This is a genomic window from Streptomyces sp. NPDC091371 (assembly GCF_040684275.1).
Classification (GTDB): domain Bacteria; phylum Actinomycetota; class Actinomycetes; order Streptomycetales; family Streptomycetaceae; genus Streptomyces.
On record NZ_JBFBFP010000016.1, the window covers coordinates 78808 to 104300 of the forward strand.

At 72.6% G+C, this 25493-nt stretch carries 28 protein-coding genes and 1 pseudogene; 18 read left to right on the forward strand and 11 right to left on the reverse strand.

The genetic code is table 11. The features are described 5' to 3' along the window. Nucleotides 1-10 precede the first annotated feature (10 nt). From AB0O21_RS19385 to AB0O21_RS19400, 4 genes are all read left to right on the forward strand, one after another. The gene (locus AB0O21_RS19385; protein WP_365172352.1) at nucleotides 11-322 is read left to right on the forward strand and encodes an antibiotic biosynthesis monooxygenase; all 312 of its coding nucleotides are present in this window, start codon (nucleotides 11-13) and stop codon (nucleotides 320-322) included. 154 nt (nucleotides 323-476) lie between these two features. Next, entirely contained in the window at nucleotides 477-3854 is a 3378-nt protein-coding gene (locus tag AB0O21_RS19390) for a molybdopterin-dependent oxidoreductase (RefSeq protein ID WP_365172353.1), read from the forward strand. 43 nt (nucleotides 3855-3897) lie between these two features. After that, entirely contained in the window at nucleotides 3898-4851 is a 954-nt protein-coding gene (locus AB0O21_RS19395; RefSeq protein WP_365172354.1) for a sigma-70 family RNA polymerase sigma factor, read from the forward strand. Between the two features lie 19 nt (nucleotides 4852-4870). After that, a complete protein-coding gene (locus AB0O21_RS19400) occupies nucleotides 4871-5641 on the forward strand; it encodes an alpha/beta hydrolase (RefSeq protein WP_365172355.1) in 771 nt (256 codons plus the stop codon). A gap of 10 nt (nucleotides 5642-5651) precedes the next feature. Here AB0O21_RS19400 and AB0O21_RS19405 read toward each other — a convergent pair whose 3' ends face one another. The 3 genes from AB0O21_RS19405 to AB0O21_RS19415 form a co-directional block, all read right to left on the reverse strand. Next, complete coding sequence (locus tag AB0O21_RS19405) at nucleotides 5652-6293, reverse strand: disulfide bond formation protein B (RefSeq protein WP_365172356.1); 642 nt, start codon at nucleotides 6291-6293, stop codon at nucleotides 5652-5654. A gap of 13 nt (nucleotides 6294-6306) precedes the next feature. Continuing rightward, entirely contained in the window at nucleotides 6307-6465 is a 159-nt protein-coding gene (locus AB0O21_RS19410) for a DUF5993 family protein (RefSeq protein WP_365172357.1), read from the reverse strand. A 113-nt stretch (nucleotides 6466-6578) separates the two neighbouring features. Then, complete coding sequence (locus AB0O21_RS19415; RefSeq protein ID WP_365172358.1) at nucleotides 6579-7061, reverse strand: MarR family winged helix-turn-helix transcriptional regulator; 483 nt, start codon at nucleotides 7059-7061, stop codon at nucleotides 6579-6581. Between the two features lie 117 nt (nucleotides 7062-7178). Between AB0O21_RS19415 and AB0O21_RS19420 the strand changes: the two genes are divergently transcribed. Genes AB0O21_RS19420 through AB0O21_RS19430 form a run of 3 tightly spaced genes read left to right on the forward strand, consistent with a single transcriptional unit; the run spans nucleotide 7179 to nucleotide 9871 of the window. Continuing rightward, nucleotides 7179-8021 carry an NAD(P)H-binding protein gene (locus AB0O21_RS19420; RefSeq protein WP_365172359.1) on the forward strand — a complete coding sequence of 281 codons (843 nt, stop codon included), beginning with the start codon at nucleotides 7179-7181 and terminating at the stop codon, nucleotides 8019-8021. A 15-nt stretch (nucleotides 8022-8036) separates the two neighbouring features. Continuing rightward, nucleotides 8037-9464, forward strand: a complete 1428-nt coding sequence (locus AB0O21_RS19425; protein ID WP_365172360.1) for an MFS transporter — start codon at nucleotides 8037-8039, stop codon at nucleotides 9462-9464. Continuing rightward, nucleotides 9461-9871 carry a MarR family transcriptional regulator gene (locus tag AB0O21_RS19430; RefSeq protein ID WP_365172361.1) on the forward strand — a complete coding sequence of 137 codons (411 nt, stop codon included), beginning with the start codon at nucleotides 9461-9463 and terminating at the stop codon, nucleotides 9869-9871. The genes AB0O21_RS19425 and AB0O21_RS19430 overlap by 4 nt, the downstream gene beginning before the upstream one ends. On the opposite strand, the gene AB0O21_RS19435 is transcribed toward AB0O21_RS19430, so the two are convergent. Beyond that, nucleotides 9868-12765, reverse strand: coding sequence for an FAD-linked oxidase C-terminal domain-containing protein (locus AB0O21_RS19435; protein ID WP_365172362.1), 2898 nt, complete (start codon nucleotides 12763-12765; stop codon nucleotides 9868-9870). The genes AB0O21_RS19430 and AB0O21_RS19435 overlap by 4 nt on opposite strands. Before the next feature lie 153 nt (nucleotides 12766-12918). Between AB0O21_RS19435 and aspT the strand changes: the two genes are divergently transcribed. After that, nucleotides 12919-14625, forward strand: a complete 1707-nt coding sequence (gene aspT / locus AB0O21_RS19440; protein ID WP_365172363.1) for an aspartate-alanine antiporter — start codon at nucleotides 12919-12921, stop codon at nucleotides 14623-14625. Between the two features lie 110 nt (nucleotides 14626-14735). Further along, the gene (locus AB0O21_RS19445) at nucleotides 14736-15449 is read left to right on the forward strand and encodes a hypothetical protein (protein WP_365172364.1); all 714 of its coding nucleotides are present in this window, start codon (nucleotides 14736-14738) and stop codon (nucleotides 15447-15449) included. Here AB0O21_RS19445 and AB0O21_RS19450 read toward each other — a convergent pair. From AB0O21_RS19450 to AB0O21_RS19465, 4 genes and pseudogenes are all read right to left on the reverse strand, one after another. After that, nucleotides 15439-15786: a DoxX family protein gene (locus tag AB0O21_RS19450; protein WP_365172365.1), complete on the reverse strand. Its 348-nt coding sequence runs from the start codon at nucleotides 15784-15786 to the stop codon at nucleotides 15439-15441. The genes AB0O21_RS19445 and AB0O21_RS19450 overlap by 11 nt on opposite strands. A 136-nt stretch (nucleotides 15787-15922) precedes the next feature. After that, a complete protein-coding gene (locus AB0O21_RS19455; protein ID WP_365172366.1) occupies nucleotides 15923-16342 on the reverse strand; it encodes a TOBE domain-containing protein in 420 nt (139 codons plus the stop codon). Between the two features lie 142 nt (nucleotides 16343-16484). Continuing rightward, entirely contained in the window at nucleotides 16485-16679 is a 195-nt protein-coding gene (locus tag AB0O21_RS19460; protein WP_365172367.1) for a DUF397 domain-containing protein, read from the reverse strand. Further along, nucleotides 16676-17517: pseudogene (locus tag AB0O21_RS19465) on the reverse strand (helix-turn-helix transcriptional regulator). The gene AB0O21_RS19460 and the pseudogene AB0O21_RS19465 overlap by 4 nt, the downstream one beginning before the upstream one ends. A 56-nt stretch (nucleotides 17518-17573) precedes the next feature. Between AB0O21_RS19465 and AB0O21_RS19470 the strand changes: the two are divergent. The 4 genes from AB0O21_RS19470 (at nucleotide 17574) to AB0O21_RS19485 (ending at nucleotide 19228) form a co-directional block, all read left to right on the forward strand. Continuing rightward, the gene (locus AB0O21_RS19470) at nucleotides 17574-17774 is read left to right on the forward strand and encodes a hypothetical protein (protein WP_365172368.1); all 201 of its coding nucleotides are present in this window, start codon (nucleotides 17574-17576) and stop codon (nucleotides 17772-17774) included. A 10-nt stretch (nucleotides 17775-17784) separates the two neighbouring features. Further along, nucleotides 17785-18234 (forward strand): hypothetical protein, encoded by a 450-nt coding sequence (locus tag AB0O21_RS19475; RefSeq protein ID WP_365172369.1) that lies wholly within the window; start codon nucleotides 17785-17787, stop codon nucleotides 18232-18234. Between the two features lie 14 nt (nucleotides 18235-18248). After that, entirely contained in the window at nucleotides 18249-18872 is a 624-nt protein-coding gene (locus AB0O21_RS19480) for a DinB family protein (protein ID WP_365172370.1), read from the forward strand. A 77-nt stretch (nucleotides 18873-18949) separates the two neighbouring features. Continuing rightward, nucleotides 18950-19228 (forward strand): hypothetical protein, encoded by a 279-nt coding sequence (locus AB0O21_RS19485; RefSeq protein WP_365172371.1) that lies wholly within the window; start codon nucleotides 18950-18952, stop codon nucleotides 19226-19228. A 215-nt stretch (nucleotides 19229-19443) separates the two neighbouring features. Here AB0O21_RS19485 and AB0O21_RS19490 read toward each other — a convergent pair whose 3' ends face one another. Beyond that, complete coding sequence (locus tag AB0O21_RS19490) at nucleotides 19444-19917, reverse strand: carboxymuconolactone decarboxylase family protein (protein WP_365172372.1); 474 nt, start codon at nucleotides 19915-19917, stop codon at nucleotides 19444-19446. A gap of 371 nt (nucleotides 19918-20288) precedes the next feature. Between AB0O21_RS19490 and AB0O21_RS19495 the strand changes: the two genes are divergently transcribed. From AB0O21_RS19495 to AB0O21_RS19505, 3 genes are all read left to right on the forward strand, one after another. Further along, nucleotides 20289-21221 carry a helix-turn-helix domain-containing protein gene (locus AB0O21_RS19495; RefSeq protein WP_365172373.1) on the forward strand — a complete coding sequence of 311 codons (933 nt, stop codon included), beginning with the start codon at nucleotides 20289-20291 and terminating at the stop codon, nucleotides 21219-21221. Between the two features lie 46 nt (nucleotides 21222-21267). After that, a complete protein-coding gene (locus tag AB0O21_RS19500; RefSeq protein WP_365172374.1) occupies nucleotides 21268-22086 on the forward strand; it encodes an inositol monophosphatase family protein in 819 nt (272 codons plus the stop codon). Between the two features lie 95 nt (nucleotides 22087-22181). Continuing rightward, nucleotides 22182-22409 carry a hypothetical protein gene (locus AB0O21_RS19505; RefSeq protein ID WP_365172375.1) on the forward strand — a complete coding sequence of 76 codons (228 nt, stop codon included), beginning with the start codon at nucleotides 22182-22184 and terminating at the stop codon, nucleotides 22407-22409. Between the two features lie 75 nt (nucleotides 22410-22484). Here AB0O21_RS19505 and AB0O21_RS19510 read toward each other — a convergent pair whose 3' ends face one another. Then, nucleotides 22485-23285, reverse strand: a complete 801-nt coding sequence (locus AB0O21_RS19510; protein WP_365172376.1) for a VOC family protein — start codon at nucleotides 23283-23285, stop codon at nucleotides 22485-22487. A gap of 105 nt (nucleotides 23286-23390) precedes the next feature. Between AB0O21_RS19510 and AB0O21_RS19515 the strand changes: the two genes are divergently transcribed. After that, complete coding sequence (locus tag AB0O21_RS19515) at nucleotides 23391-23993, forward strand: HhH-GPD-type base excision DNA repair protein (protein ID WP_365172377.1); 603 nt, start codon at nucleotides 23391-23393, stop codon at nucleotides 23991-23993. 142 nt (nucleotides 23994-24135) lie between these two features. Further along, nucleotides 24136-24609: a cupin domain-containing protein gene (locus tag AB0O21_RS19520; protein ID WP_365172378.1), complete on the forward strand. Its 474-nt coding sequence runs from the start codon at nucleotides 24136-24138 to the stop codon at nucleotides 24607-24609. Here AB0O21_RS19520 and opcA read toward each other — a convergent pair. Further along, on the reverse strand, nucleotides 24558-25490 hold the full coding sequence (opcA, locus tag AB0O21_RS19525) for a glucose-6-phosphate dehydrogenase assembly protein OpcA (RefSeq protein WP_365172379.1): 933 nt from the start codon (nucleotides 25488-25490) through the stop codon (nucleotides 24558-24560). The two genes, AB0O21_RS19520 and opcA, sit on opposite strands and share 52 nt — an antisense overlap. Between the last annotated feature and the right edge of the window lie 3 nt (nucleotides 25491-25493).

The following is a 25493-nucleotide window of genomic DNA, read 5'->3' on the forward strand; positions in this document are numbered from 1 at the left end:
AGGAGCAGTGATGTTCGACCTCATCGTCATCGTCCGCGTACCGGAGCCGGCCGACATCGCCCCGGTCGCCGACGCGCTGGCCCGGATGCGCCCGGTCTGCCTCGCCGAGGACGGCTGCGTGAGCTGGGAGGCGTACCAGTCTCACGAGGACGCGGGCCGCTTCGTCCTCGTGGAGCGCTGGGCCAGCCGGGCCCACTGGGAGGCGCACGGCGAACAGTCCGCCATCCAGGACATCTACCTGCCCGACATCCTCCCGCGCATCGAGCGCGAAGTTCACCCGAGCGTCCCCGTGGGGACCACGCCCGAAGGAGCCACCGCATGACCTCCCCGCCCGCATCGCCGTAGTCGGTGGCCGTCCCGCCCCCGGCGGGTCCTTGGCCCCGGCGGCCGGGGACGAGTGGCGGCCCCGGCGGTCCACCCGAAGGCGTCCAATGGAAGGTGGCGGCCGCCGGGCCGCGGGCGTCGGGAGGTACCCAGTGGCCGTCGAGGAGAAGCGCGGGTTCTGCACCCTGTGCAAGTCACGGTGCGGAGCGGTCTACACCGTCGAGGAAGGCCGCCTCACCGGCGTCCGCCCGGACCCGGAGCATCCCACCGGGGCCGCGATGTGCCCGAAGGGCCGGTCCGCGCCCGAGATCGCGCACAGCACCCGCCGGCTGACCACCCCGCTGCGGCGGACGAACCCCAAGTCGGATCCCGACCCGGGCTGGGTGCCGGTCTCCTGGGACGAGGCGATGGGCGAGATCGCCCGGCGGATCGGGGCGATCGCCGAGGAGAGCGGACCCGAGGCGGTGGCCTTCGCGGTGGCCACCCCGTCGGGGACGATGGTGTCGGACGCGACCGAGTGGATCGAGCGGTTCATCCGCCACTTCGGCAGTCCGAACACCGTGTACAGCGCGGAGCTCTGCAACTGGCACAAGGACTTCGCGCACGCCTTCACCTTCGGCTCGCCGCTCCCGCCCCCCGACTACGCGCACGCCGACCTCGCGCTGCTGTGGGGGTTCAACCCGGCCAAGACCTGGCTGGCGCAGTCCGCCGCCGTCTCCGCCGCCCAGGCGGCCGGCATGAAGCTGGCGGTCGTGGACCCGCGCCGCTCCACCAGCGCGCTGCGCGCCGACCACTGGCTGCGGGTGCGGCCGGGCACGGACGCGGCGCTCGCCCTGGGGCTGGCGAACCTGCTGATCGAGAGCGGGGCCTACGACGAGCGGTTCGTCCGGTCCTGGACCAACGCCCCGCTGCTCGTGCGCACCGGCACCGGGCGGTTCCTGCGGGCCGCCGAGCTCGCCCCGGGCGCCGCGGGGTACGTCGTATGGGACGAGGAGGCCGGGCTGCCCGAGGTGTACGACACCGGCCGGGCCGCGGAGCGGCCCGAGCGGTTCGCGCTGGCCGGGGAGCACCGGGTGGTGACCCGCACGGGCGAGGGCGTCGCCTGCGTGCCGGCCTTCCGGCGGTACGCGGAGGCCTGCGCGGCGTGGCCGGCCGAGCGGGTGGCGCGCACCACGTGGATACCCGAACGGGAGATACGGGCGCTGGCCGAGGAGATCGGGGCCGCGCGCTCGGTGGCGTACTACGGCTGGACCGGCGTCGGGCAGAGCGCGAACGCGGCCCAGACCGAGCGCGCGCTGGCCACGCTGTACGCGCTGACCGGCTCGTACGACACCCGGGGCGGCAACCACGTCGTACCCCCGCCGCCCTACAACGCGGCTTCCTCCTTCGACCAGTTCGCGCCCGGGCAGCGGGCCAAGGCCCTCGGCCTGGACAAGCACCCGCTCGGGCCGCCCGCCTCCGGCTACGTGAACGCCGGCGACCTGTGCCGGGCCATCGAGGACCACCAGCCCTATCCGGTACGGGCGTTGATCGGCTTCGGGTCGAACCTCGTGGTGGCGCAGCCCGATTCGGACCGGGTGGCGCGGGCGCTACGGCGGCTGGACTTCCAGGTGCACCTGGACCTGTTCGCGAACCCGACCAGCGCCAGTGCGGACATCGTCCTGCCGGTCAACAGCGCCTACGAGCACGAGGCCCTGCGCTTCGGCTTCGAGACCGGCCACCGCGCCCAGGAGCAGGTCCAGCTGCGGCCGCGGCTGGTCGAGCCGCAGGGCTCGTCGCGCTCCGACACGGAGGTGGTCTTCGACCTCGCCCGCCGCCTCGGCATGGGCGGGCTGTTCTTCGACGGGGACGTCGAGGCCGCCTGGAACTGGCAGCTGGAGCCGCTCGGCCTGACCGTACGGGAACTGCGCGAGCGCCCCGGCGGGGTGCGGGTGCCGCGCCCGCTCGCCTACCGCAAGTACGCCGCCGCCACGGGCGGCGACGGCACGGTCGCCGGGTTCGGCACGCCGACCCGCCGCGTCGAGCTGTACTCGGAGCGGCTGCTGGAACACGGCTACCCGGCCGTCCCCGAACACCGCGACCCCGCCGCCACCGACTCCGCGTTCCCCCTGGTCCTGACCTGCGCCAAGCACGGCTCCTTCGTCCACAGCCAGCACCGCGGCATCGGCTCGCTGCGCCGTCGCGCCACCGACCCGTCCGTGGACATGAGCCCGCGGGCGGCCGCCGCACGCGGCATCGCCGAGGGGCAGTGGGTGGAGCTGTCCACCCCCAAGGGGGCCATCCGCCTGCGGGCCCGCTTCGACGACTCGCTGCACCCGTCGGTCGTGGTCGGCGAGTACGGCTGGTGGCAGGGGGCCGCCGACCTGGCGCTGCCCGGCGCCGACCCGCTCGGCCCCGGCGGCAGCAACTTCAACCGGCTCGTCGGCCACGAGGACGCGGACCCGCTGAGCGGCTCCGTGCCGCTGCGCTCCGCGGTGTGCGAGGTCCGTCCGGCGCCGGACGACGGCACCTGGACCGGCACCCGCCCGTTCACCGTCACCGCCCTGGCCGCCGAGGGCCGCGGCGTGCGCACCCTGCGCCTCGAGCCCGCCGACGGCGGCCCGCTGCCCGACCACCGTCCCGGCCAGCACGTGACCGTACGCGCGCCGCAGCGGCCGGACGCCCGCGGCTACTCGCTCACCGGCTCCGCCGTCGAACCCGGGCGCGCCGCCTACCACCTGGCCGTACGGCACGTCCCCGGCGGCGCCTTGTCCACGTACGTCCACGAGGAGCTCGCGGTCGGCGACCGGCTGCTCCTGACCGCCCCGCGCGGGGTCTTCTGCATCCCGACGCACACCGACGCCCCGGTGGTGCTGCTCGCCGGGGGCATCGGCATCACGCCGTTCCTCGGCTACCTGGAGACCCTCGCCGCGGCGGGCGGCACGGTCCCCGAGGTCGTCCTGCACCACGGCACCGGCGGCTCCGCCGACCATCCCTTCAAGGACCGGCTGCGGGAACTCCAGGGCCGCATCCGGGCGTTGCGGATCATCGACCACTACGCCGCGCCGGGCGGGGGAGACGCGCCCGGCCGCGAGTACGACCGCCGCGGCTTCATCACGGCCGACGACATCGCCCCCGACCTGATCGCCCGCCGCGCCCGCTTCTACCTCTGCGGCCCCGAACCGATGCTCGCCTCGCTCACCGAGGGGCTGAAGGCCCGGGGCGTGCCGCCCTTCGAGATCTTCAGCGAGCGGTTCCTGGCCGAGCGGCGCGAGGTCCGCGTCCCGGACGGCGCCGCGTTCACGGTGCGCTTCGCCCGCTCCGGCCGCGAGGTCACCTGGCGCGAACAGGACGGCACGCTCCTCTCCCTCGGCGAGCGGGCGGGCGTCGGGCTGCCCAGCGGCTGCCGCGTCGGCCAGTGCGAAAGCTGCGCCTGCACGGTCCTCGCGGGCGAGGCCGCCCACCTGGTCACACCGCCCCCGGACCTCCCCGACACCGAGGTCCTGACCTGCCAGTCCGTCCCGGCATCCGACCTCGTCCTCGACGCCTGATCCGGCTGCTGCCCGATGTGATCACTTCCTCTAGGGTGCGGAGATGGAAGACCACGAGGATGCTGCGGCCCGGCTGGAGGGCTACCGGCGGGAGCTGACCGGGTACTGCTACCGGATGCTCGGGTCGGTGTTCGAGGCGGACGACGCCGTGCAGGAGACGATGATCCGGGCCTGGCGGAGCCTCGACCGCTTCGAGGAGCGGTCGTCACTGCGGTCGTGGGTCTACCGGATCGCCACCAACGTCTGCCTGGACGCGCTGGCCGCCGGGAAGCGGCGGGCCCGGCCCATGGACCTGTGCGGTCCGACCAGCGGGGCCACCTCGCCGGGGGCCGCGCTGGAGGCCGGCGTGTGGATCGAGCCGTACCCGGGGGACCCCGCCGAGCTGGCGGTGGCCGACGAGTCCGTGCGGCTGGCCTTCGTCGCCGCACTGCAACACCTGCCGCCCAAGCAGCGGGCGACCCTGATCCTGCGCGAGGTCCTCGGCTTCTCGGCCGCCGAGGTAGCCGACCTGCACGGCTCCACGGCGGCCTCCGTCAACAGCGCGCTCCAGCGCGCCCGCGCCACGCTCGCCGCCCGTCGCACGGAGGCCGGCGAACCGGCTGCCGCGCCGGCGGGCACCGTCCAACTGGCCCTCGCCGAGCGGTACGCCGCGGCCTTCTCCCGCTTCGACATGGAGGAGCTGAACATGCTGCTCCACGTCGACGCCACGCTGTCCCTGCCCCCGTACGCGATGTGGATGCGCGGCGCCGGCGACATCCGGGCCTGGCTGACGGGGCCGGCCATCGGCTGCCGGGGATCCCGGCTGGTCCCGGCCGTGGCGAACGGCTCACCCGCTTTCGGGCAGTACCGCCCCAGCGCCGACGGGACGGGGTTCGATCCCTGGGCGCTCCAGGTGATCGAGGTGCACGACGATCGGATCACCGGTATCAGCTTCTTCCGCGACACGGAGCGGCTGTTCCCGATCTTCGGGCTCCCCGCGCGGGTTGATGGTCGGTAACGAGACGAGGAGATTCACGATGGGGACGTACGTTCAGCTCGGCGCGGTCAAGACCTGGTACGAGGAGCACGGTGCGGGCGAGCCGCTGGTGCTGATGCACGGCGGGCTGGTGGACGCGCGGTTCTTCGAGCCGAACCTGCCGGCGCTGGCCGGGCACTTCCGCGTGTACACGCCGGAGCGGCGCGGGCACGGGCACACCCCGGACGTGGCGGGGCCGATCACGTACGGGCTGATGGCCGAGGACACCATCGCGTTCTTGGAGACGGTGGTCGGCGGGCCGGCGGATCTGGTCGGGCACAGCGACGTGGCGGTCACCGCGATGCTGGTCGCGATGGAGCGGCCGGAGCTGGTGAAGCGGCTGGTGCTGATCAGCGGCGGCTTCAACAAGTCCGGTGAGGCGGTGCCGGACATGGAGTGGGACGTGGACGCCATCGCGCAGTTCCTCGGCCCGGCCTACGGCGAGGTCTCGCCGGACGGCGAGGAGCACTTCAAGGTGGTCGCCGCCAAGATCGGCGAGATGGCGGCCGGGGAACCCGACCTGCGGGCCGAGCAGCTGGGTGCGGTGACCGCCCGCACCCTGGTGATGTTCTCGGACGACGACCTGGTGACGCTGAACCACTCGGTCGAGATGTTCCTGGCCCTGCCGGACGCGGAACTGGCCGTGGTGCCGGGCACCTCCCACTTCCTCACGCAGGAGAAGCCCGAGCTGGTCAACCGGCTGGTCGTCGACTTCCTCACCAAGGAGCCGGTGCCCACCGTCGCCGCCGTCAGGAGGGCACCGGCCGTCTGACCCGCCGGCCTCAGAGGAAGTCGGCGAAGAGCTGGTAGCCGGTGGGGTCACCGGGCATCTGCCAGTGGAAGCCCTGCAGGAAGAAGCAGGCCAGCAGGTTGCTCACCGCGAAGAAGACGAGCACGGCGAGGGTGAATCCGGCCGCCCGGCGCAGGGCGGGGGAGGTCTGGGCGGCGTCGAGGGGCTGGGCCGAGTGGGTCAGGGCCAGGTTCACGGCGCCGGCCAGCACGGCGAGGCCGAAGGTGATCGCGGCCCAGGTGTAGAGGTGCAGGCCGAACAGGGCGCCGGCGTAGCCGGGGTCCGGGGGCACGATGTGCATCAGGACCTGCGCACCGGAGACGGTGCTGCCGATCAGCGCCGAGACGATGGCGACGCCCCAGCCCGAGGCGAACTCGGCGGTGGTCACGGGGCCCTTGCGGGAGCGGGCCACGATCATGGCGGGGCCGACGGCGCTGAGCAGCATGAACATGCGCTGCAGCAGGCACATGGGGCAGGGGTACTCCCACAGCCCGAACTGGAAGACGTACGCGCCGCCGATGGTGGCGCACATGCCCAGGACGTACGCGTGGGCGAACCAGAGGCCGAGGCGGTGGGACAGCCCGGCCACGGCCACGGGGGCGGGGGCGGGGACGGGGGTGGTGGTGCTGGTCATGGTCGGCTCCTCCTCAGAAGCTCAGGCCGAAGGCGCGGTCGAGGTGGGGGAGGAACGCGAGCGTGGTGAGCGCCAGGGTCCCCGCCCACAGCGACAGCTGTGACCTGCGCGGCCGGCCGCGCACCACCGCCCACACGCATGCGGCGATCAAGACGAAGAGGATGGTGTACATGGTGTCCCTGCTTCATTGGGGGGATTGCTCTTCCACCCTCGGGCAGGGGACCGGGGGCCGGTAGCGGCATCCGGTCGATGGGTCCATAGAGCGGCTCTATGGCCCGACAGCGATCAGCGTCGGCGGAGCGCCTCCTGCGAGGCGACGTACTTCAGCATGAGGCGGGCGAAGTCCAGGCGCTCCGGCTCCGACCAGTCCGCGGTGACGTACTCGAAGGCCGCGCGCTGGTGGCGGCGGAACCGGGCCATCAGCTCCTTGCCCTCGTCGCTGAGGTGGAGGACCGTGCGGCGGCCGTCCTGCTGGGAGGCGGCGCGCACCAGGTAGCCGGCGGAGATGCAGTCGGACACCATGCGGCTGGCCACTGAGGGGTCGGCGCCCAGGTGTTCGGCCACTCCGCCGACGGTGACCTCCCGGGCCTCGTCGGCGCCCTCGGCCTCCAGGACCACGTTGAGGACCAGGGTGCGGCTGAGGTCCTTCTGGGAGATCGGGTTCTCGACCTCCAGGAGCGAGGAGCGCCGCAGCTTCCCGAACGCCGGGCCGACGGCGTCCAGCAGTTCTTCCGCCGTTTCCGGCTCGTGCTTCGTCTGCTTCGTCATGGACCCCAGCCTACCCACATACATGAACACCCGAAGACATGTGTTGACATGAAAACGTGTGCATGCCAGCATGCATATGTACGCAGACAGCGAATGACCCGAACGAAGGAGATTCCCGTGACCGTCCTCATCACCGGCGCCCGCGGCAAGGTCGGCCAGGCCGTCATCGCCCGCCTCCACTCCGCCGGCCTCACCGTCCGCGCCGCCAGCGCCGACCCCGCCGAGCTGACCGTCCCGGACGGTGTCGAGGCCGTCGAGCTCGTGCTCGACCGGCCCGAGACGTTCGAAGCCGCGCTCCGCGGTGTCCGCCAGGTCTTCCTCTACCCGCAGCCCGCCGGCATCCACGAGCTGGTCAAGGCCGCCGAGGCCGCCGGCGTCGAGCACGTCGTCCTGCTCTCCTCGTCCTCCGTGGGCGGCCCGGACGCCGAGAACGACCCCCTCGCGAGCCACAGCCTCAAGGTCGAGCGCGCCCTCGCCGACTCCGCCCTCACCTGCACCTTCCTGCGCCCGGACGCCTTCGCCAGCAACTCCCTCGGCTGGGCCTGGTCCATCGGCCAGGCCCAGCCGGTCCAGCTCGCCTACCCCGACGCGCACATCGCGCCCATCCACCCCGAGGACATCGCCGACATCGCCGTCGAAGCACTGACCGGCGACTCCCTCACCGGCCGCACCGTCACCCTCACCGGGCCGGCCTCGCTCACCTTCCGCGAGCAGCTCGCCGTCCTCTCCGAGGCCGTCGGCCGCGAGATCCCCGTCGTGCACATCACCCGCGCCGAGGCCGAGCAGCAGATGGGCGCCCACATGCCCGCGCACATGGCCGGCTCCCTCCTCGACCTGTGGGAGGCCGCCAACCACGGCCCCGCCGCCGTCGCCGACACCACCGACACCCTCCTCGGCCGCCCCGCGCGCACCTTCCGCCAGTGGGCCCGGGAGAACTCCGCCGCCTTCACCGGGCACTGACCTCCAAGGGATCCCATGTCCAGGGCCTCAGCCCCTGCTTCCGCCCCCGCCGCCCCTGACACCGCCCCTCACACCGCCACCCGCGACCGCCGCCGCTGGGCCGTCCTCGCCGTCGTCCTCTTCGCCGCGGTCCTCGACCTCCTCGACGCGACGATCACCAACATCGCCGCCCCGACCATCGCCGCCGACCTGGGCGGCGGGGAAGCCCTCGTCCAGTGGCTCGGCGCCGCCTACGCCCTGGCCATGGGCGTCCTGCTGGTGGTCGGCGGCCGGCTCGGCGACAAGTACGGGCGCCGCCGGCTCTTCCTGACCGGCCTCACCGGCTTCACCCTGGCCTCCGTCGCCTGCGGCCTGGCCACCGGCCCCGCCTCCCTCATCTGCTTCCGGCTCCTCCAAGGGGCCTTCGGGGCCCTGGTCATCCCGCAGGGCTTCGGCATCCTCGGCGCCGTCTTCCCCCGCGAGGAGATCGGCAAGGCCTTCGGGGTCTTCGCCCCCTGCCTCGGCCTGTCGGCGATCAGCGGCCCGGTCCTCGCCGGATTCCTGGTCGACCACTTCGGCTGGCGGTCCATGTTCCTGATCAACATCGCGCTCGGCGGCCTCGCGATCCTCCTCGCCCTGCGCCTCCTGCCCCGCGACTCCGGCGACCGCGCGGTCACCGTCGACGGCCCCGGCTCCGCGCTGCTCGCCGCCACCATGCTCGGACTCGTCTACGGGCTCATCGACGGCTCCGCCCACGGCTGGACGGCGCTCCCCCTGCTCTGCCTCGCCGCCGGAGCCGCGTTCTTCGCCCTCTTCTGCCGGCGCCAGCGCACCGCCGCCGCCCCGCTCATCGAACCGTCGCTGCTGCGCAGCCGCGCCTTCACCTCCGGCCTGCTCCTCGGCCTCGTCTTCTACGCGGCGGTCGCGGGCCTGCTCTTCGTCCTGTCCCTCTTCCTCCAGGACGGGCTGCACCGCACCCCCACCGGCGCCTCCCTCGGCCTCGCCCCCATCGCCGCCGGCATCATCGTCGCCTCGATCGCGGCGCACCGCCTCAGGGAACGCCTCGGCCGCACCCTCGTCCTCGCCGGCCTGCTGCTCACCCTGGCCGGCACCCTGGCGCTGATCGCGCTGGTCCTGGCCACCACCCCGACCGGGTGGACGCTCGCCCTCCCGGTCTTCACCACCGGCCTCGGCCTCGGCACCTGTTTCGGCACGGTCTACGAGGTCACCCTCGGCGGCATCGACCCGAAGGAGTCCGGCAGCGCGAGCGGTTCGCTGTCCGCCGTCACCCAGCTCGCCAACAGCATCGGCGCCGCCGCCATCACCACCGTGTACTTCCACACCTCCGGCGGCAGCGCTTCCGCCGCCGTCCACAGCCTGGCCGTCGTGGCCGCGGCCACCGTGCTGTGCTGCGCCCTCGTCCGCCTGCTGCCCGCCAACACCCCGACCGGGAGCCCCGCATGAAGCCCATCGGCTACTGGCTGAACCGCACCGACCAGGCCATCACCACCCGCATGAACGCCACCCTCGCCGGCTTCGGCCTCACCCGGCTCGCCTGGCAGGTCATAAACGCCGTCGCGGACGACCCGGAGGCCACCGACGCCTCCGTACGGGAGCTCCTCGCCGCCAACGCCGACGCCGACGCCCTCACCGCGGCCGTCGGAACGGTCCTGGCCGGCGGCTGGGCCGCCCGCCCCGCGCCGGGCCGCCTGGCCCTCACCGAGGACGGCCGCGTCCGCGTCGCCGAGGTCTCCGTACGCATCGACGCCTTCCGCGCCCTGTCGACGCGGGGCGTCTCCGATGAGGAGTACCGCACCGCCGTCAGCGTGCTGGAGCGCATCGCCCTCAACCTGGAGGGCCCGCCCGCCTAATGCTCCAGCGCGCCGGCGATCAGCTGCGCGAGGTGGGTGCCCTCCCGGCCCGTGCCCTGCCGGATCTGCGTGCGGCAGCTGAACCCGTCCGCGAGGACGACCGTCCCGGGCGCGGCGGCCCGTACGGCGGGCAGCAGCACCTGCTCGCCGGCCGCCACGGACACCTCGTAATGGGCCCGCTCGAAGCCGAAGTTGCCCGCCAGGCCGCAACAGCCCGACTTCAGCACCGTGTTGTCGACCCCCATCCGGGCCAGCAGCGCCGCGTCCGCCCCGAATCCGGAGGTCGCGTGCTGGTGGCAGTGGGTCTGGCTGATGGCTTTCGCCCCGATCCGCGGCGGCTCCCAGTCGGCCGCCCGGGCCCCGAGGAGCTCCGCGAGGGTGAGCGTGGCGGCCGCCACCGCCCTCACCTCCCCGTCCCCGCCGAGGAGTTCGGGCAGGTCGGTGCGGAGCGCCGCCGTGCAGCTGGGCTCCAGTCCGACGACGGGCACGCCCGCCCGGACCGCCGGTGCCAGCGCCGCCGTGGTGCGCCGGGCGACGCGGCGGGCCGTGTCGAGCTGACCGGTGGTGATCCAGGTCAGCCCGCAGCACTGGGTGCCGTCCGGGACCCGCACCGCGAATCCGGCGGCCTCCAGGACGGCCACCGCGGCCCTGAGCACCTCGGGCGTGAAGTGGTTGTTGAAGGAGTCCACCCACAGCACGACCGGCCCCCGCCGGCCGTCGCCCCGGGGCTCCCGCTCCCGGAACCAGGCGAGGAAGGTCCGCTCCGCGAGCCGCGGCAGCTCCCGCTGCGGCGCGATCCCCCCGGCCCGTTTGACCAGCGGCGCGAGCGGCGAGGAGGCCACCGCGTTGACGGCCCCCGTCAGCCGCAGCCGGGCCGTCCACCGCAGCAGCGCCGGCAGCCGGCCCATCGTGTAGTGGGAGACGGGCCGCAGCCGCCCCTTGTAGTGGTGGTGCAGGAACTCCGACTTGTACGTGGCCACGTCCACCCCGACCGGGCAGTCCACGCTGCACCCCTTGCAGGACAGGCACAGGTCGAGGACGTCCCGGACCTCCTTCGAGCGCCACCCGTCGCCGATCACCCCGCCCTGCGTCATCTCGTACAGCAGCCGCGCCCGCCCCCGGGTGGAGTCCTTCTCGTCGCGCGTGACCCGGTAGCTGGGGCACATCACCTCCCCGCCGGGTTCGGCGTCGCGGCACCTGCCCACGCCGACGCAGCGGCGGGTGGCCCTGGCGAAGTCGCCGCCGTCGCCCGCGTAGGCGAAGACCGTCGACAGCGGGAGCTCCCCGCGCGGCGGGCTCACCCGCAGGTCCCCGTCCACGGGCACCGGCCGGACGATGATCCCCGGGTTCAGCCCGCCGTCCGGGTCCCAGGCGTCCTTGTAGGCGGCGAACAGCTCCATGACCCGGGGCCCGTACATGAGCGGCAGCAGCTCGGAGCGGGCCCGCCCGTCCCCGTGCTCGCCCGACAGGGAGCCGCCGTGCTCGGCGACCAGCCGGGCCGCGTCGGTCAGGAAGGCCCGGAAGACGGCGGTGCCCCCGGCCGTCCCGAAGTCGAAGTCGATCCGTACGTGCAGGCAGCCCTCGCCGAAGTGCCCGTACAGGGCCCCCTTCAGCCCGTGCCGCGCCATCAGCGGCCCCAGCGCCCGCAGGTACGAGCCCAGGCGCGCGGGCGGGACCGCCGAGTCCTCCCACCCCGGCCAGGCCTCCGACCCGTCGGGCTGCCGGGTCGCGAGGCCCGCCCCGTCCTCCCGGATCCGCCACAACCGGCGCGCCCGCCCCGGGTCGCCGACCGTCTCGGCGCCGGTGAACCCGGCCGCCGCCCGGGCAGCCGCGGTCAGCGCCCGGGCCCGCCCGGGCAGCTCCCCGGGCTCGCCGCCCAGCTCGGCGAAGATCCAGGCCCGCCCTGCGGGCAGGCTGTCGGCGGCCGCCCGGGTCTCCGGCCGGGTGATCACGTCGGTCAGCGCCTGGTCGAGCCCCTCCAGCGCCAGCGGCCGGTGCTCCAGCAGCGGGACCACCGCGTCGGCGGCCGCGTACGCGTCCTCGAAGCCGAGGACGACCAGGGTCCGGGCGGGCGGCGGGGTGATGAGGCGGACCGTCGCCGAGAGCACCACGGCCAGGGTGCCCTCGCTGCCGACGAAGGCCTTCGCGAGGTCGAAGCGGTGCTCGGGCAGCAGGTGCTCCAGGGCGTAGCCCGACACCTGCCTGGGGAAGCGGCCCAGTTCGGTGCGGAGGGTCTCCAGGTTGGCCCGTGCGAGCCGGTACAGCGCCCCGATCAGCCGGCCGCGGTCGTCGTCCGCCGCGGCCGCCGCCTCGGCCTCCTCGCGGGTCATCGCGCCGAGGCGGACGACGGTGCCCCGGTAGGTGACCACTTCGAGCTCGGCCACGTTGTCGGCGGTGCGGCCCCACGCGAGGGAATGCGTACCGCACGCGTTGTTGCCGATCATGCCGCCGAGGGTGCAGCGGCTGTGGGTGGACGGGTCGGGGCCGAAGATCAGGCCGTGCCCGGCGGCGGCCCGCTGGAGGTCGTCGAGGACGATGCCCGGCTCCACGGTCGCGGTGCGCGCGGCCGGGTCCAGTGCGATCAGCCGGTTGAAGTACCGGGAGAAGTCGAGGACCACCCCCGCGCCGACCGCCTGCCCGGAGGTGCTGGTGCCCGCGCCGCGCGCGGTGACCGGCACCTTCAGCCGACGGCACACCGCGAGCGCGTTCAGGACGTGCCGCCGCTCGCGCGGGAACACCACGCACAGCGGGACCTGCCGGTAGTTGGACGCGTCGGCCGAATACTGGGCCCGCCGGCCCGCGTCCCCGGCGACCTCCCCGCAGTCCCCTTCGGCCAGGGCCCGGGTCACGGCTGCCGCGTCGTGGCCCTCGGGGGCCTGGAACCTCGTCGTCACGGTGCTCTTCGCTCCTGTGCGCGCTGTCGGGCGGGGGCGTGCCCCGGGTGTGCCCCCATGGTCGCCAATGCCGGCTCCCGACGTGCGGCCCGACCCCGCCGCGCCTAGCGTTTCCCCAAGCGGCGACGGGAGGCGGCGGAAGGCTGACTGGACGTGGACTGGCTCAGGGACAACATCTTCCGCCCCTATCCCGAGCTGCTGGTCTTCCTGACGATCGCCGCCGGCTTCCTGCTCGGGCGGCTGCGCTACCGCTCCTTCACCCTCGGCGCCGTCACCGGCTGCCTCGTCGCCGGGCTCGCCATCGGCTCCCAGGTCAAGGTGGAGATCGACGGCCCGATCAAGGCCGTCTTCTTCCTGATGTTCCTCTTCGCCCTCGGCTACGACGTCGGCCCGCAGTTCTTCCGCGCCCTGCGCAAGGACGGCCTCCCGCAGGTCCTCCTCGCCGTGATCGTCTGCGTCAGCGGGCTCGCCACCGCCTGGGTCTTCGCCACCCTCGCCGGTTACGGACCCGGGCTCTCGGCCGGCCTGCTCGGCGGCGGGCTCACCCAGTCGGCCGTCATCGGCGTCGCCTCCGACGCCATCTCCCAGCTGCCCGGACTCACCCCCGACCAGGCCAAGGACGAGTCCCACCTGGTGGCCGTCGCCTACGCCGTCACCTATCCCCTCGGTACGGTCCTGCCCGCGCTGCTCCTCGCGTCGGTGCTGCCGCGCCTGGTCCGCCGGGACCTCGCCGCCGACAGCGCGGTGCTCGCCGCCGACCTGGAGGCCGCCGAGGACGACCCCGACGCCGGGGAGGGCTACTACCAGCACGTGCTGCGCGCCTACGACGTGGACGTGGAGCGCTTCGCGGGCCGCACGATCGGCCAGTTCGAGGCCGAGCAGAAGGCCGCCGGGCGCCGCCTCTACATCACCCGGGTGCGCCGCGGGGGCCGGATCCTGGAGCACGACCCCGCCACCCGCATCGAGCTCGGCGACACCCTGGCCGTCAGCGCGGTCCGCGGGGACCTCGTCGCGTACGACGCGCGCAGCCACATCGGCATGGAGACCGACGACGTCGAACTGCTCGGCTACCGCACGGAGTCCCTCCACGTGGTCGTCACGGGGCGGCGCGGCGAGGACACCGGGCGCACCATCCGCACCCTGCGCCACGAGGAGTTCATGCCGGGGGTGTTCATCGAGGGCCACTGGCGGGGCGGCGCCGACCTGCGGGTCCGCCTCGACAACACCGTCGAGCGCGGCGACACCCTCGTCCTGACCGGGCCCCACCACCGGGTCGAAGCGGCGGCCGAGCAGCTCGGCAAGCCGGTGCCGACGAGCTTCGCCACCGACATGGTGTGGATCGCGCTGGGCCTCTTCCTCGGCGGCCTGCTCGGCATCCCCGCCCTGCACGCGGCGGGCGCCCCGCTCTCGCTGTCCACCTCCACCGGAGCCCTCCTGATGGGCCTGGTCTTCGGCTGGATCCGCAGCAAGTACCCCACGTACGGGAACCTCCCCTCCGCCGCGCAGTGGCTCATGGGCACCCTCGGCCTGTGCGTCTTCGTCGCGATCGTCGGGCTCAACGCGGGCCCCAGCTTCGTCCCCGGCCTGCGCGAGGCCGGCTGGCCGCTGCTGGTCTGGGGCGCGCTGGTCACCACCGTCCCACTGCTGGCCGGCTTCCTGTACGGGCACTTCGTGCAGCGCCTGCCGCTGCCGATCCTGCTCGGCGCGCTCGCCGGCGCCCAGACCACCACCGCCGCCCTCGGCGCCCTCTCGGAACGCGCCCGCAGCCAGATCCCCGCCCTGGGCACGACGGTCCCGTACGCGCTGGGCAACGTCCTGCTGACGATGTGGGGCTCGGTGATCGTCCTGCTCCGCCGCTAACCACCAGGCGGCCACTCGTCCGGGTGATCACCCGCCGCCGGACTCGATCCGTACTGCGACATCTCGCTATAAAAGGGCCCGTCATGTTGATCAACTGATGGGCTCTCACCATGCTGAAGGCCGCTCTGCAGGTCCTCGCCGCCGCCTCGCTCGCCTCCGCCGCCGCCATCGGCCCCGCCGCGGCCGCGCCGTCGCGGCCCGCCCCGGCGCCCGACACCGGTCCCTGCGGGCCGGTCACCGAGTTCGACGCGTGGGACTGGTTCAGCACCACCACCAACCCGTTCATCGCCTACGCCGTCGAGGCCGCCGCGAAGTCCGAGAACTGGCACTGGCGCGCGGACGACAACACCCTGTGGCGCGGCGACACCCGGGAGAACGTCGAGGAGCTCTTCCAGACCGGGTTCACCCCGCGCGGCGACCAGTTGACCCCGCTCGCCGAGTACATCGTCAAGGGCGGCGGCCAGACCAGCGCGCACCTCAGCACGAGCTGCGAGAAGTGGGTGGCCGAGAAGTTCGCGACGTACGGCAGCGCCAAGACGGGCTGGGTCTACGAGATCGAGGCCCCGGGCGGCATCGACGTGAACTCCACCGCCTGGGCCAACAAGTACGAGTCGCCGTACCTGTGGAACAAGGAGATCGACTTCCCCGGCGGGGTCGAGGGCCGGTTCATCAAGGAGGCCTGCAAGATCCGCCTGGTCGCCACCGACCCGGTGACCAAGGTCAACACGTACGAAAACCTCGGCTGCAAGAGCAACCGAGGTTTCGCACCCTTCCGCGCGGCGGACGAACCGGCCGTGGACCAGCCGGCGGCGCTCAGCCGCTGAACCCGAGCGACAGGGCAACGACCGCGGGGGCCGCGTACATGATCGGGAAGACGGCGTGCGCGTACGCCTTCGCCCGGAACGTCGTGATCACGGCCCCCGCGAAGTAGAGGGCGATGCCGATCGCCGCGGCAACGCCGATCAGCGGGACGAAAACGCCGACCACCAGACCCACCGCACCGGCCGCCTTCGCGACACCCAGGAACGTCCAGATCGACTCCGGAACCCCGTACTCGGCCAGCGGCCCGACCACGAACTCGGCCTTGGTGAAGACCGAGTACGCCGAGAATCCGACCATCAACGCGCCGACCAGAGCGAAGACGATTGCAATGGTGGACATCTGAGCTCCCCTGGAGACGGGCGCCGGTGCGATCCTCGCCCCGGTCAGGTTTCCCGCCTGCTTCACTCCACTGACCCGCCGCGGGACGCGCGTGTGACAGGCCCGCCGAAAATTCTTTTCGGAGCTCCCGGCGACGTCAGGCGTTGGAGAGCGAGACCTCGGTCGCCTTGATCAGCGCGACGACGGAGGACCCGGCGGCCAGGCCCAGCGCCTCGACGGCATCGGCGGTGATGGCGGCGGTCAGCCCGCCCCCGTCCACGTCCACCTTGACGGAGGCCATGGCGGGCCCGACGGCCACGTCGGCGACGGTCCCGGCGATCTGGTTCCGAATGGAGATCCCGTCCACCGGCCCGGTGGCGAGGGCGACTTCGGTGGCCTTGACGAGCGCCTTGACGGCGTCCCCCTCGGCCAGGCCGAGGTCCTTGACGGCGTCGGCGGTGATGGCGGCGGTGATGTCCTGACCGCCGTCCAGCCGGACCTTGACCGTCGCCATGGCCTCACCTGCGGTGATGGCGGTGACGGTGCCGGCGATCTGGTTGCGGATGCTCAGGCTCATGAGTGGTTCGACCTCTTACGTAGTGACTTCGTGCGGAACCGGCGGGAACCACACGAGATCGACCGTAAGACCCCTCACCTTGGCTCGCGTTCAACCCGTCGCATCCGCCAACCGGAACCACCCGGTCGGCTGGTAACTCCCGTTATCCCTGGTCAGAGGCGTACGCGACGAAGCCGACCCAAGCGGTGCCGCTGACCGCGAGCTGCGGGCCGGGGATGTTCTTGGAGTCCCGGACGTGGACCACGCCGGGAGTGGTCGCCACCTCGACGCAGTCGTTGATGTCACTGCTGTCGCTGTAGCTGCTCTTGAACCAGTCCAGCTCAGACGCACGGATCATGTCTCTCCCAGCAAGCTCTCAATGAAGACCCGAGATTCCCGTGGCGTCAGGGCCTGGGACCGGATCATCCCATACCGCAACTCCAGTATCTGGAGCTGCTTGGGGTCGGAAACGGGGCGCCCGTTGAACGCACCTTCGGAGCGCCCTGCCGCCGTACCGTCCGCGAACTTCAGCAACTCGATACCGCCAGTCATTCCGGCATGGGACTCACACTTCAGCGGCATCACCTGGACTACCAAGTGCCTCAACCTCATGAGATCCAGGATCCGTTCGAGCTGCTGACGCCACACCATTGTGTCCCCGATCCGCCGACGGAGCGTCCCCTCTTCCTGAACGATGCTGATCGTCGGGGCGGAATCCAGGCCGAAGACGGAGTGCCGTGCCATCCGGCCCGCAACACCCCGCTCCACCTCTTCCTCCGTGTACGCGGGCTGCTGCATCTCGAACAGAGCACGCGCGTGGCCCTCCGTCTGGAGCAGCCCATGAATGTTGTGCGTGCGGTATGCGTACATCTCGATGGCACTGGCCTCCAGCTTCGCCAGGTCCCGGACTTCTTCGGGTAGCGGACCCGCGTCAGGTCCTCCCGCATCGCCCTGATCAGGCCCCCGGCCTGCAACGCACGGTCCACGCCGTCCAAATACTCCGGCTTCGCGATCCGCTTCCCCGCCTCCACCTTGTAGATCAGGTCCTCCCCGTACCCGATCCGCGCCGCGAGCTCCGCGACCTTCACCCCCAGCGCCTCCCGCCGCGCCCGCATCTGGCGGCCGAGCGCGGCGACCACGGCCGCGCCCTGTTCGTCCTCCGGGTCCACCGACCAGCTGTGCTCTTCCAGGCTCATGCGCCCTCCGTACCCGCCGACGCACGTCAGACAGTCCCGACCGGGTTGGACAACCCTTGGACAGCGCGGCCCGGCAGCTTCTCAGCGTCACCAACGCCCACCGCATCCGGATCGAGGTGTCCGACTCCCGGGGCCACCGCTTCCCCGGCGAGCCGCGCCACGGGCTGCTGATCGTCGAGGCCCTCGCCGAAGAGTGGGGCACCTGCCCCGGGCCCGCCCCCCGAAAATCCGTATGGGCCGAACTGATCAGCGGTTAACCTCGCGGGCATGAAACCGGCCTGGGTACTCGCCTCCGTGCTGGCCATACCTCTGGCGGGCATGACGTGGCTCGCCTGGAAGGTCGTCGACGACCTGACGGACGACGACCCCCTCGACACCCGCAAGCCCGCCTCCTGCACGCAGGCCATGCACTACGCGGACCAGCCCGGGCTGCCGGCCGGCGCGCACGACGCGAGGTGCGAGGTGATGACCTGGCTCGACACGACCTACGACGTCGAATTCCGCATCACCCGGACCGACCTCGACACCTGGCTGGCCACGGCCTACCCGGGCACGACCCTCACCTCGGACCACTGCTACCCCGAAACCCTCGACGCCTGCGCCCACGTCGAGTTGAAACCGCCCGCCGTCGGCGGCGCGGAGGCGATCGACATCACCGTGCAGTACGAGGGCGACGGCAACACCGCCCTCGTGCACTTCCAGCCCTTCGACGTCTGACAGGAACCATCCCCGTGATCCCACCCCGCCTGGCCCCGCTCCTCGACCAGTTCGACTTCGCCCGCACGCGCCTCGCCGACCGTATGAGCGGGCCCGTCATGGACAGCGGCGACGGCTCGGACACCAAGGTCGGCCCCATGACGGACGAGGAGTACCTCTGGGAGCCGGTCGCGGACTGCTGGTCCGTACGCCGCCGGGCGGACGGGCCCGGCCCGCGGGCCACCCTCCTCGCCGGCGCCGGCGACTGGGGGCGCGACGCCGCGACGTACCCGCACCCCTGGCCGCCGCCGTTCACCACGATCGCGTGGCGCCTCAGCCACCTCACCGAGATGCTGACCCTGCGCGCCGACCACACGGCCGGCACCCGCTCCAGGACCCGGAACGACTACCGCGTCGAGGGTGACGTCGCGGGCGCGGTGCCCGGCTTCGACACCGCCGCCACCGCCTGGCGGAAAGCGCTGCTGAGCGTCGACGAGGCCGCGCTGGACACCGTCGGGTACTGCACCTACCCGCACGGCAGCGACGCGGAGGAGCCGTTCATCGAGATCGCCTGGTGGGTCAACCAGGAACTCCTCCACCACGGTTCGGAGATCGCCCTCCTCCGCGACCTGCACCGCTCCCGCGGGGGACAGCCCTGAGTCCCGGTCTTCCCAACGGCCCGGGGCGGCCCGGCAGTCGCTGGTGGGCGCCGGGGCTGGCGAATCTCCTGATCGGTGTGGTCGCGATCATCCCGGGCTTGTGCATCCGGTGGCTCATGACGGAGTACCCCCTGGTGGACTGCGGCGGTGGCATCGGCTGCGACAAGGAAGCGTCCGAAACCGCAACCGTCATGACGTACGTTGCCGTGCTCAGCGGCGTGCTCGTCCTGGGGATGGTTCTGGTGGTGGACGTCCTCATGCCACGACAAGAGGGCGATCGACCTCACAGATGGCTCGGCATGGCTGCGCTGGTCCCGGTCCCCTTCGCCGTCAGCCAGGCTCTCGGCTGGATTTAGCGTGCACCCAAGGAACGCCGACGGAAGCTGGGACCTGCTGGAAGACCCGCCCGACGGGCGAACCTCGCTGATGGGGAGCGCTGGCGTACGACCGTGTGGGGATCACCATCGGCTCTCAGGCTGGGAGCCCGCCGGCGGCCCCCGGCGGGCCCTGGAAGCCACCGGGGGAGGGGTCCTCATCTGGTGACGGCGAATCTCCGCGTGAACGCTCGCCGCTAGTGGAACTGGCCCGGCTGGTAGTCGCCGGCGGGCATCTGAAGCATGACGTTCATGCGGTTGAAGGTGTTCATCATGGAGATCAGGACGACCAGGGCGACCAGCTGGTCCTCGTCGTAGTGCTTGGCCGCCTTCTCCCACACCTCGTCCGGGACGCCTCCGGCGCCGTCCGCGATGCGGGTGCCCTGCTCCGTCAGCTCCAGCGCGGCGCGCTCGGCCTCGGTGAACACCGTTGCCTCCCGCCAGGCCGCGACCAGGTGGAGGCGTACCGCGGTCTCACCGGCGGCGGTCGCGTCCTTGGTGTGCATGTCGATGCACATACCGCACCCGTTGATCTGGCTCGCGCGCAGCGCCACCAGCTCCTGCGTCGCGGCCGGCAGCGTGGAGCCCTTGATCGCCGTGCCCGCCGCGATGAAGTGCTTCATCAGCTTGCCCGCGGTCGCGTTGCCGAAGATGTTCAGTCGGGGACCCATGGTCTTCTCCAATGCCGTTCTCGGTGGCTACGACCCTTAAGACACCGCGGCTCGTCAGGCTGTGACACATCAAAATGTGACCTGGGTCTCACGTTCGAGCGGAGCGGTCCACCGGACCGTGGGCCGCCACGATGCGGCGATCCGCGATTTCTCTTTTGCTCCGCAATACCGAGAGAAAGAACCCAGCCATACCCCTCCAGCCTCCCGGAATCGGCCGGTCACTCACACGGGTGACATGTGCCAACTCGGCTGGATTTGGCGCCGGTTGCCTGGCATATGCTCAGCCCGACCAACCCCAGACATGAGACGGCCCCCGCCGGGACGGCAATCCCGAACGAGGGCCTGACCAACGAGGAAGTAACAGGCTTCCCATGGCTTCTGAGCACTTTAACGCGCGCCCGGTCTTCCCGTCCGGTGTACGCCACGCCCACGTCAAGCACACGTCGCACTTCACCGTCGTCGGCAACCACCTCGCCCAGCACCGTGAGTTGTCGCTCACCGCGATCGGGCTCGCCCTGTACATCCAGTCGGTGCCCGGCGGGACACGGGTCGGCATCAAGGACCTGGCCAGGCGCTTCACCGAGGGTGAGATCCGGATCGCCTCCGCCCTGCGCGAGCTGGAGTACGCCGGCTACCTCAGCCGAACGCAGGAACATCTGCCCGGCGGGCGCATCATCACCCGAACGGTGTCCTACAACCGCCCGGGGGCCGTGCCCGAGCCCGGGCCCCGGCCGACGCCCACGCCGCCCGCGCCGCGCCCCCGCCCCCGTACGGAGCCCCCGCCCGCGGCCCCCGTACTGGAACCCGAACCCGAGCCCGAACCCGAACCCGAACCCGAACCCGAGCCCGAACCCGAGCCCGAGCCCCGGGCCGAAGCCGCACCCTCGGCCCCCGCACCGGTCCCGGTACCGACGCCCACCGACGTCTCCCCCGCCCGCCACCGCGCCGCGACCGACCTGCTCGGGCGGCTGCGCCGCACCGACCACCGGCTGCTGCTCGGCGAGCGGGACATCCAGCGCCTCGCCCCCGGCGTCGAGGCCTGGCTGGAGCGCGGCGCGTCCTCGGACGCGGTGATCACCGCGCTGACGTCGAACATTCCCCCGCGCCCCCGTAATCCGGCCGGGCTGATCGCCCACCGGCTCGCGGTCCAACTCCCCCCGCTGCTCGGGCCGGCCTACCGCGGGCAGGCCCACGTACCGCCGGATCCGTTCCAGACCTGCGAGACGTGCGACCGCGCCTTCCGCAGCCCGACCCGCGGCACGTGCGGGGACTGCGGGCCTGCCCAACCGGCCGACGCTGCTTGACCATTGCCGGTCTGTTGCCGGTCCGTCGTCCGAAGTAGGGTGCGGCGTGATCAACTCATACGCGGATCTTGACGACTCCGAAGTCGCGATAGCCGCCGCGCGGGCCGGCGCGGACGTGGTGCGCGGCATGTACGGCCACCGCCTCGACCGCATCGACAAGGGCGCCGGGGACTTCGCCACCACCGCCGATGTCGAGGCCGAGCGGACGATCCTCGGCGTCATCCGTGCCGCCCGCCCCGATGACGCGGTGCTCGGCGAGGAGGGCGGGCAGCGGGGTTCCGCCGGGGCGGCTCGGCAGTGGCTCGTGGACCCCCTGTGCGGCACGCTCAACTACGCCGTCGGCAACATGCTGGTGGCCGTCAACGTGGCGCTGCGCGAGGGGGCGGCAGCCGTCGCCGACCCGTTCGGCGGCGAGGTCTTCTTCACCGACGGGGAAACCGCCCGGGTGCGCCGCGAAGGGGCCGCCGATGCCCGGCTGGCGCCCACCTCCGCCACCCGGCTGGTGGACGTCAACCTGGATCCGCCGTTCCCCGGCGCCCCCGGCTTCCGGGCCGTGGACCTGCTCGCCCACCCCGTGTTCGTCGAGCGGTTCCGGCCGCGGGTCGTCTCCACGACGCTGGCGCTGGCGTGGGTCGCCGCGGGCAAGCGCGCCGCGTACGTCACCGACGGCGGGGACCTGTCCGGGAGCGTGCACTTCGCCGCGGGCATCGCGCTGTGCCGGGCCGCCGGCTGCGTGGTCACCGGGATCGACGGCGCCCCGCTGGGGCGGGCGGGCCGCGGACTCGTGGCGGCCGCCGATGCCGAGACCCACGAGCTGCTGATGTCGCTGATCCGCGGCCTCGACCTCGGCCTCGGCCTCGGCTGAGGGTTCGTTTCTGCGGTGAAACAACTCCGGCATACGGGTGAATACGGGCTCAGAAACCTGTTCGGCACGACCCCCCGGCCGATATTCCTCCACCCGTGATCAAGAACATCGCCGCCGCCGCGGCACTCGCCTTCAGCACCGCCCTCCTCGCCTGCGCCCCCGCCCAGGCCGCCGCTCCGCAGAGCAGCTCGTACCCGCTGCCCCCGTTCGGGTACGTCCTGCTCGCCCCCGCCCCGCTCTGGCCCGCCCCGCTCCTGGTCCAGCCCGCCGACCCGGGCTGGTTCGTCTACGGGCCGACCGTCGTGCACCACGTCTACCGCTGACGCCCCCGCAGACCCCCGTCCCCCCACACCCCCGTGCCCCTGGCGTGTATCCCCGGCAGGGGCACGGGCATGCGGTCACTCGAACTTCGGCATCTCGCCGACCGTCGTCCCCACGTCGATCACCGCGAAGGACGCCCCCTGCGGGTCGGCCACGGCGGCGAACCGCCCGAAGGGGCTGTCCATCGGGCCGAAGTGCAGCTTCCCGCCGAGCGCCTGGGCCTTCGCGACCGCCTCGTCGCAGTTCGGGACGGCGAAGTAGACCTGGATGTAGGAGGGGACCTCGGGCGGGAACTCGTCGCCCATCGGCATCCGGCCCAGCGCCGGGTTCTCGGGGCCGCCGACGCTGAAGACCTTGTAGTCCATGCCCTCCTCGCCCGGATCCATCTGCTGGACGCCGTACGGGAACACCTTCGGCAGGAACGCGTCCGTCTTGCCCGCCTCCCGGGTGAAGACCTCCGCCCAGGCGAACGCGCCGTTCTCGGCCACCTTCTCGAAGCCCTTGTGGTCGCCCGGCTGCCACACGCCGAAGACGGCTCCGCTCGGCTCCTTCGCGATCACCATCGTGCCGAAGGTGCCGACCTGCATCGGGCCCATCAGCACCTCGCCGCCCGCCGACGTGATCTTCTCGGCGGTGGCCGCCGCGTCGGGCGAGGCGAAGTACAGACACCACTGCGAGGGGGCATCGGCCCCCGGCATCGGCGGGACGACGGCGGCCACGGCCTTGCCGTCGGAGTAGGCCTGCGTGTAATTGCCGTACTCGCTGCTGGCCTCGCCGAAGGTCCAGCCCAGTACATCGCCGTAGAAGGACTTGGCGCCCTCCACATCGGCGAACATCGCGTCCACCCAGCACGGTGCGCCTTCGGTGAACTCAACCATGATCGATCGACTCCTTGGCTCTGCGACTGTTTGACTGCACGCACCACGCTAGGCGCGGGGTCTGACAACCGCGCGGGAAGCGCCCGCGCGCGCGACCCTGGAGCCATGGACAACGACATCACCATCCGGCTGGCCCAGCAGCCCGAGGCCGACGCGCTGCTCGGCCGCAGCCCGCTCGCCGCGCTGGTCGGGATGCTGCTGGACCAGCAGGTGCCGATGGAGTGGGCGTTCTCGGGGCCGTGGACGATCGCCCAGCGGCTCGGCGCCGACGATCTGGACGCGCACGCGATCGCCGCGTACGACCCCGAGGCCTTCGCCGCGCTGCTCTCCGAGAAGCCGGCCGTGCACCGCTACCCGGGGTCGATGGCGAAGCGGATCCAGCAGCTCTGCGCGTACCTCGTCGAGCACTACGAGGGGGACGCCGCGGCCGTCTGGGCCGACGCGGGAACCGGCGGGGAACTGCTGAAGCGGCTCCAGGCGCTGCCCGGCTTCGGGGAGCAGAAGGCGCAGATCTTCCTCGCCCTGCTGGGCAAGCGGCTCGGGGTGCGGCCGAAGGGCTGGCGGGAGGCAGCGGGCGGGTACGGCCAGGCGAACGTCTACCGCTCGGCCGCGGACATCACGGGCCCGGAGTCGCTGGCGAAGGTGCGGGCGCACAAACAGGAGATGAAGGCCGCCGCCAAGGCCGCCAAGGCCTCCGGCCAGTCCTGAACACGGGGGCGCTGTCCGGTCCCGGCCCGGCGGACCGGCCCGGCGCGCGGCCACGAGCCTGCCCGCGCGCCAGAATTGACCGGCGCGACACGCCCTCGATTGACCCCTGATTCCGGTCTATCCGGCCCGTAGATTGGGGGACATGACAGAGATCCCGGTCCGCGCCGCCACCGCCGAAGCCATCCAGGACGCCCCCGGCAGCCTCATCACGCTGCTCACCGACACCACCGAGCTCACCTGCAACACCGCCACCTTCGACGAGGGCGCCGCCGGGGCCCCGGTGCACTTCCACACCAAGGCCACCGAGTTCTTCCACGTCACCGAGGGCCGGCTCGACATACTCGTCGGCGACGAGGTCCAGACCCTCGGCGCCGGCGACTTCATCGCGATCCCGGCGGGCGTCAAGCACGCCTTCGCCCCCGCCCCCGGCCACACCGCGAGCGTGTTCGTCGGCTTCACCCCCGGCATGGGCCGCTTCGACTACTACCGGCTCCTCGGCCGGGTCAACGCGGGCGAGGCCACCGTCCAGGACATCAAGGACAGCTCGGCGACCTACGACAACCACTACGCCGAGAGCGCCGCCTGGAGCGGCCGCCGCCGCAGCGCGGAGCCGTAGACCACGTCGGCGTCGAGGCGGCGCAGCTCCTCCGAGATCAGTTCGGCGTTGCTGCGGATCTTCAGGGCCACCTTGCGGTCCACGCTCCCCGGCAGGACCAGCGTCGCCAGCGCGCCCGCCGGGCGCTCCACCCGGATCTCGCCGCCCGTGGTCCCCAGGCTGACCCGGGTGATCACCGGGCCGGGGCTGTCCACCCGGTCCACGGGCACTCCGAGCCGGTCCTCCAGCCAGCGCGCCAGCAGCTCGGCGCTCACGTTGCCGGCCTCGCTCTCCACCGTCGCGCCCGTCACCGGCAGCGGCTTCTGGTCGAGGGCGGCGGCGAGCAGCGCCCGCCACTGGGTCAGCCGGGTCCAGGCCAGGTCCGTGTCGCCGGGGTGGTAGCCGGCGGCCCGCTCGTCGAGCACGGCGACCGGGTCCGCGGCGGCCGCCGCGTCGGTGATCCGGCGCTGCGCGAGCGCGCCCAGCGGGTCCCCGGCCAGGTCGGCGGGGGCGTCGGCCGGCCACCACGCCACGACGGGCGCGTCCGGCACGAGCAGCGGCAGCACGACGGAGGCGGTGTGCTCGGTCAGCGCACCGTGCAGGCGCAGCAGCACGATCTCCCCGGTCCCGGCGTCGGTGCCGACCCGCAGCTCGGCGTCCATCCGGGTGGCCCGGAGCGTGAGCGGGCCGCGCGAGACCCGCTTGATCACCGCGATGATGCGGCACGGGTGCTCCCGGGAGGCCTCGGAGGCCGCGCGCACGGCGTCGTACGCGTTCTCCTCGTCGGTGACGACGACGAGGGTCAGCACCAGCCCCATGGTGGGGCTGCCTATGGCTCGGCGGGCTTCGAGCAGGGCCCGGTTGACCTTGCTGGACGTGGTGTCGGTGAGTTCGGTCCGCATGCG

Bases quoted from the DNA above. Each gene is read 5' to 3' on its own strand.
- AB0O21_RS19415 (WP_365172358.1), bottom strand. From the start codon at position 7,061: ATGACGAAGCAGACGAAGCACGAGCCGGAAACGGCGGAAGAACTGCTG.
- AB0O21_RS19395 (WP_365172354.1), top strand. From the start codon at position 3,898: ATGGAAGACCACGAGGATGCTGCGGCCCGGCTGGAGGGCTACCGGCGG.
- AB0O21_RS19430 (WP_365172361.1), top strand. From the start codon at position 9,461: ATGAAGCCCATCGGCTACTGGCTGAACCGCACCGACCAGGCCATCACC.
- AB0O21_RS19515 (WP_365172377.1), top strand. From the start codon at position 23,391: ATGGACAACGACATCACCATCCGGCTGGCCCAGCAGCCCGAGGCCGAC.
- AB0O21_RS19405 (WP_365172356.1), bottom strand. From the start codon at position 6,293: ATGACCAGCACCACCACCCCCGTCCCCGCCCCCGCCCCCGTGGCCGTG.
- AB0O21_RS19400 (WP_365172355.1), top strand. From the start codon at position 4,871: ATGGGGACGTACGTTCAGCTCGGCGCGGTCAAGACCTGGTACGAGGAG.
- AB0O21_RS19455 (WP_365172366.1), bottom strand. From the start codon at position 16,342: ATGAGCCTGAGCATCCGCAACCAGATCGCCGGCACCGTCACCGCCATC.
- AB0O21_RS19490 (WP_365172372.1), bottom strand. From the start codon at position 19,917: ATGGGTCCCCGACTGAACATCTTCGGCAACGCGACCGCGGGCAAGCTG.
- AB0O21_RS19460 (WP_365172367.1), bottom strand. From the start codon at position 16,679: ATGATCCGTGCGTCTGAGCTGGACTGGTTCAAGAGCAGCTACAGCGAC.
- AB0O21_RS19450 (WP_365172365.1), bottom strand. From the start codon at position 15,786: ATGTCCACCATTGCAATCGTCTTCGCTCTGGTCGGCGCGTTGATGGTC.
- AB0O21_RS19425 (WP_365172360.1), top strand. From the start codon at position 8,037: ATGTCCAGGGCCTCAGCCCCTGCTTCCGCCCCCGCCGCCCCTGACACC.
- AB0O21_RS19445 (WP_365172364.1), top strand. From the start codon at position 14,736: ATGCTGAAGGCCGCTCTGCAGGTCCTCGCCGCCGCCTCGCTCGCCTCC.
- AB0O21_RS19495 (WP_365172373.1), top strand. From the start codon at position 20,289: ATGGCTTCTGAGCACTTTAACGCGCGCCCGGTCTTCCCGTCCGGTGTA.
- AB0O21_RS19385 (WP_365172352.1), top strand. From the start codon at position 11: ATGTTCGACCTCATCGTCATCGTCCGCGTACCGGAGCCGGCCGACATC.
- opcA (WP_365172379.1), bottom strand. From the start codon at position 25,490: ATGCGGACCGAACTCACCGACACCACGTCCAGCAAGGTCAACCGGGCC.
- AB0O21_RS19510 (WP_365172376.1), bottom strand. From the start codon at position 23,285: ATGGTTGAGTTCACCGAAGGCGCACCGTGCTGGGTGGACGCGATGTTC.
- AB0O21_RS19520 (WP_365172378.1), top strand. From the start codon at position 24,136: ATGACAGAGATCCCGGTCCGCGCCGCCACCGCCGAAGCCATCCAGGAC.
- AB0O21_RS19410 (WP_365172357.1), bottom strand. From the start codon at position 6,465: ATGTACACCATCCTCTTCGTCTTGATCGCCGCATGCGTGTGGGCGGTG.
- AB0O21_RS19475 (WP_365172369.1), top strand. From the start codon at position 17,785: ATGAAACCGGCCTGGGTACTCGCCTCCGTGCTGGCCATACCTCTGGCG.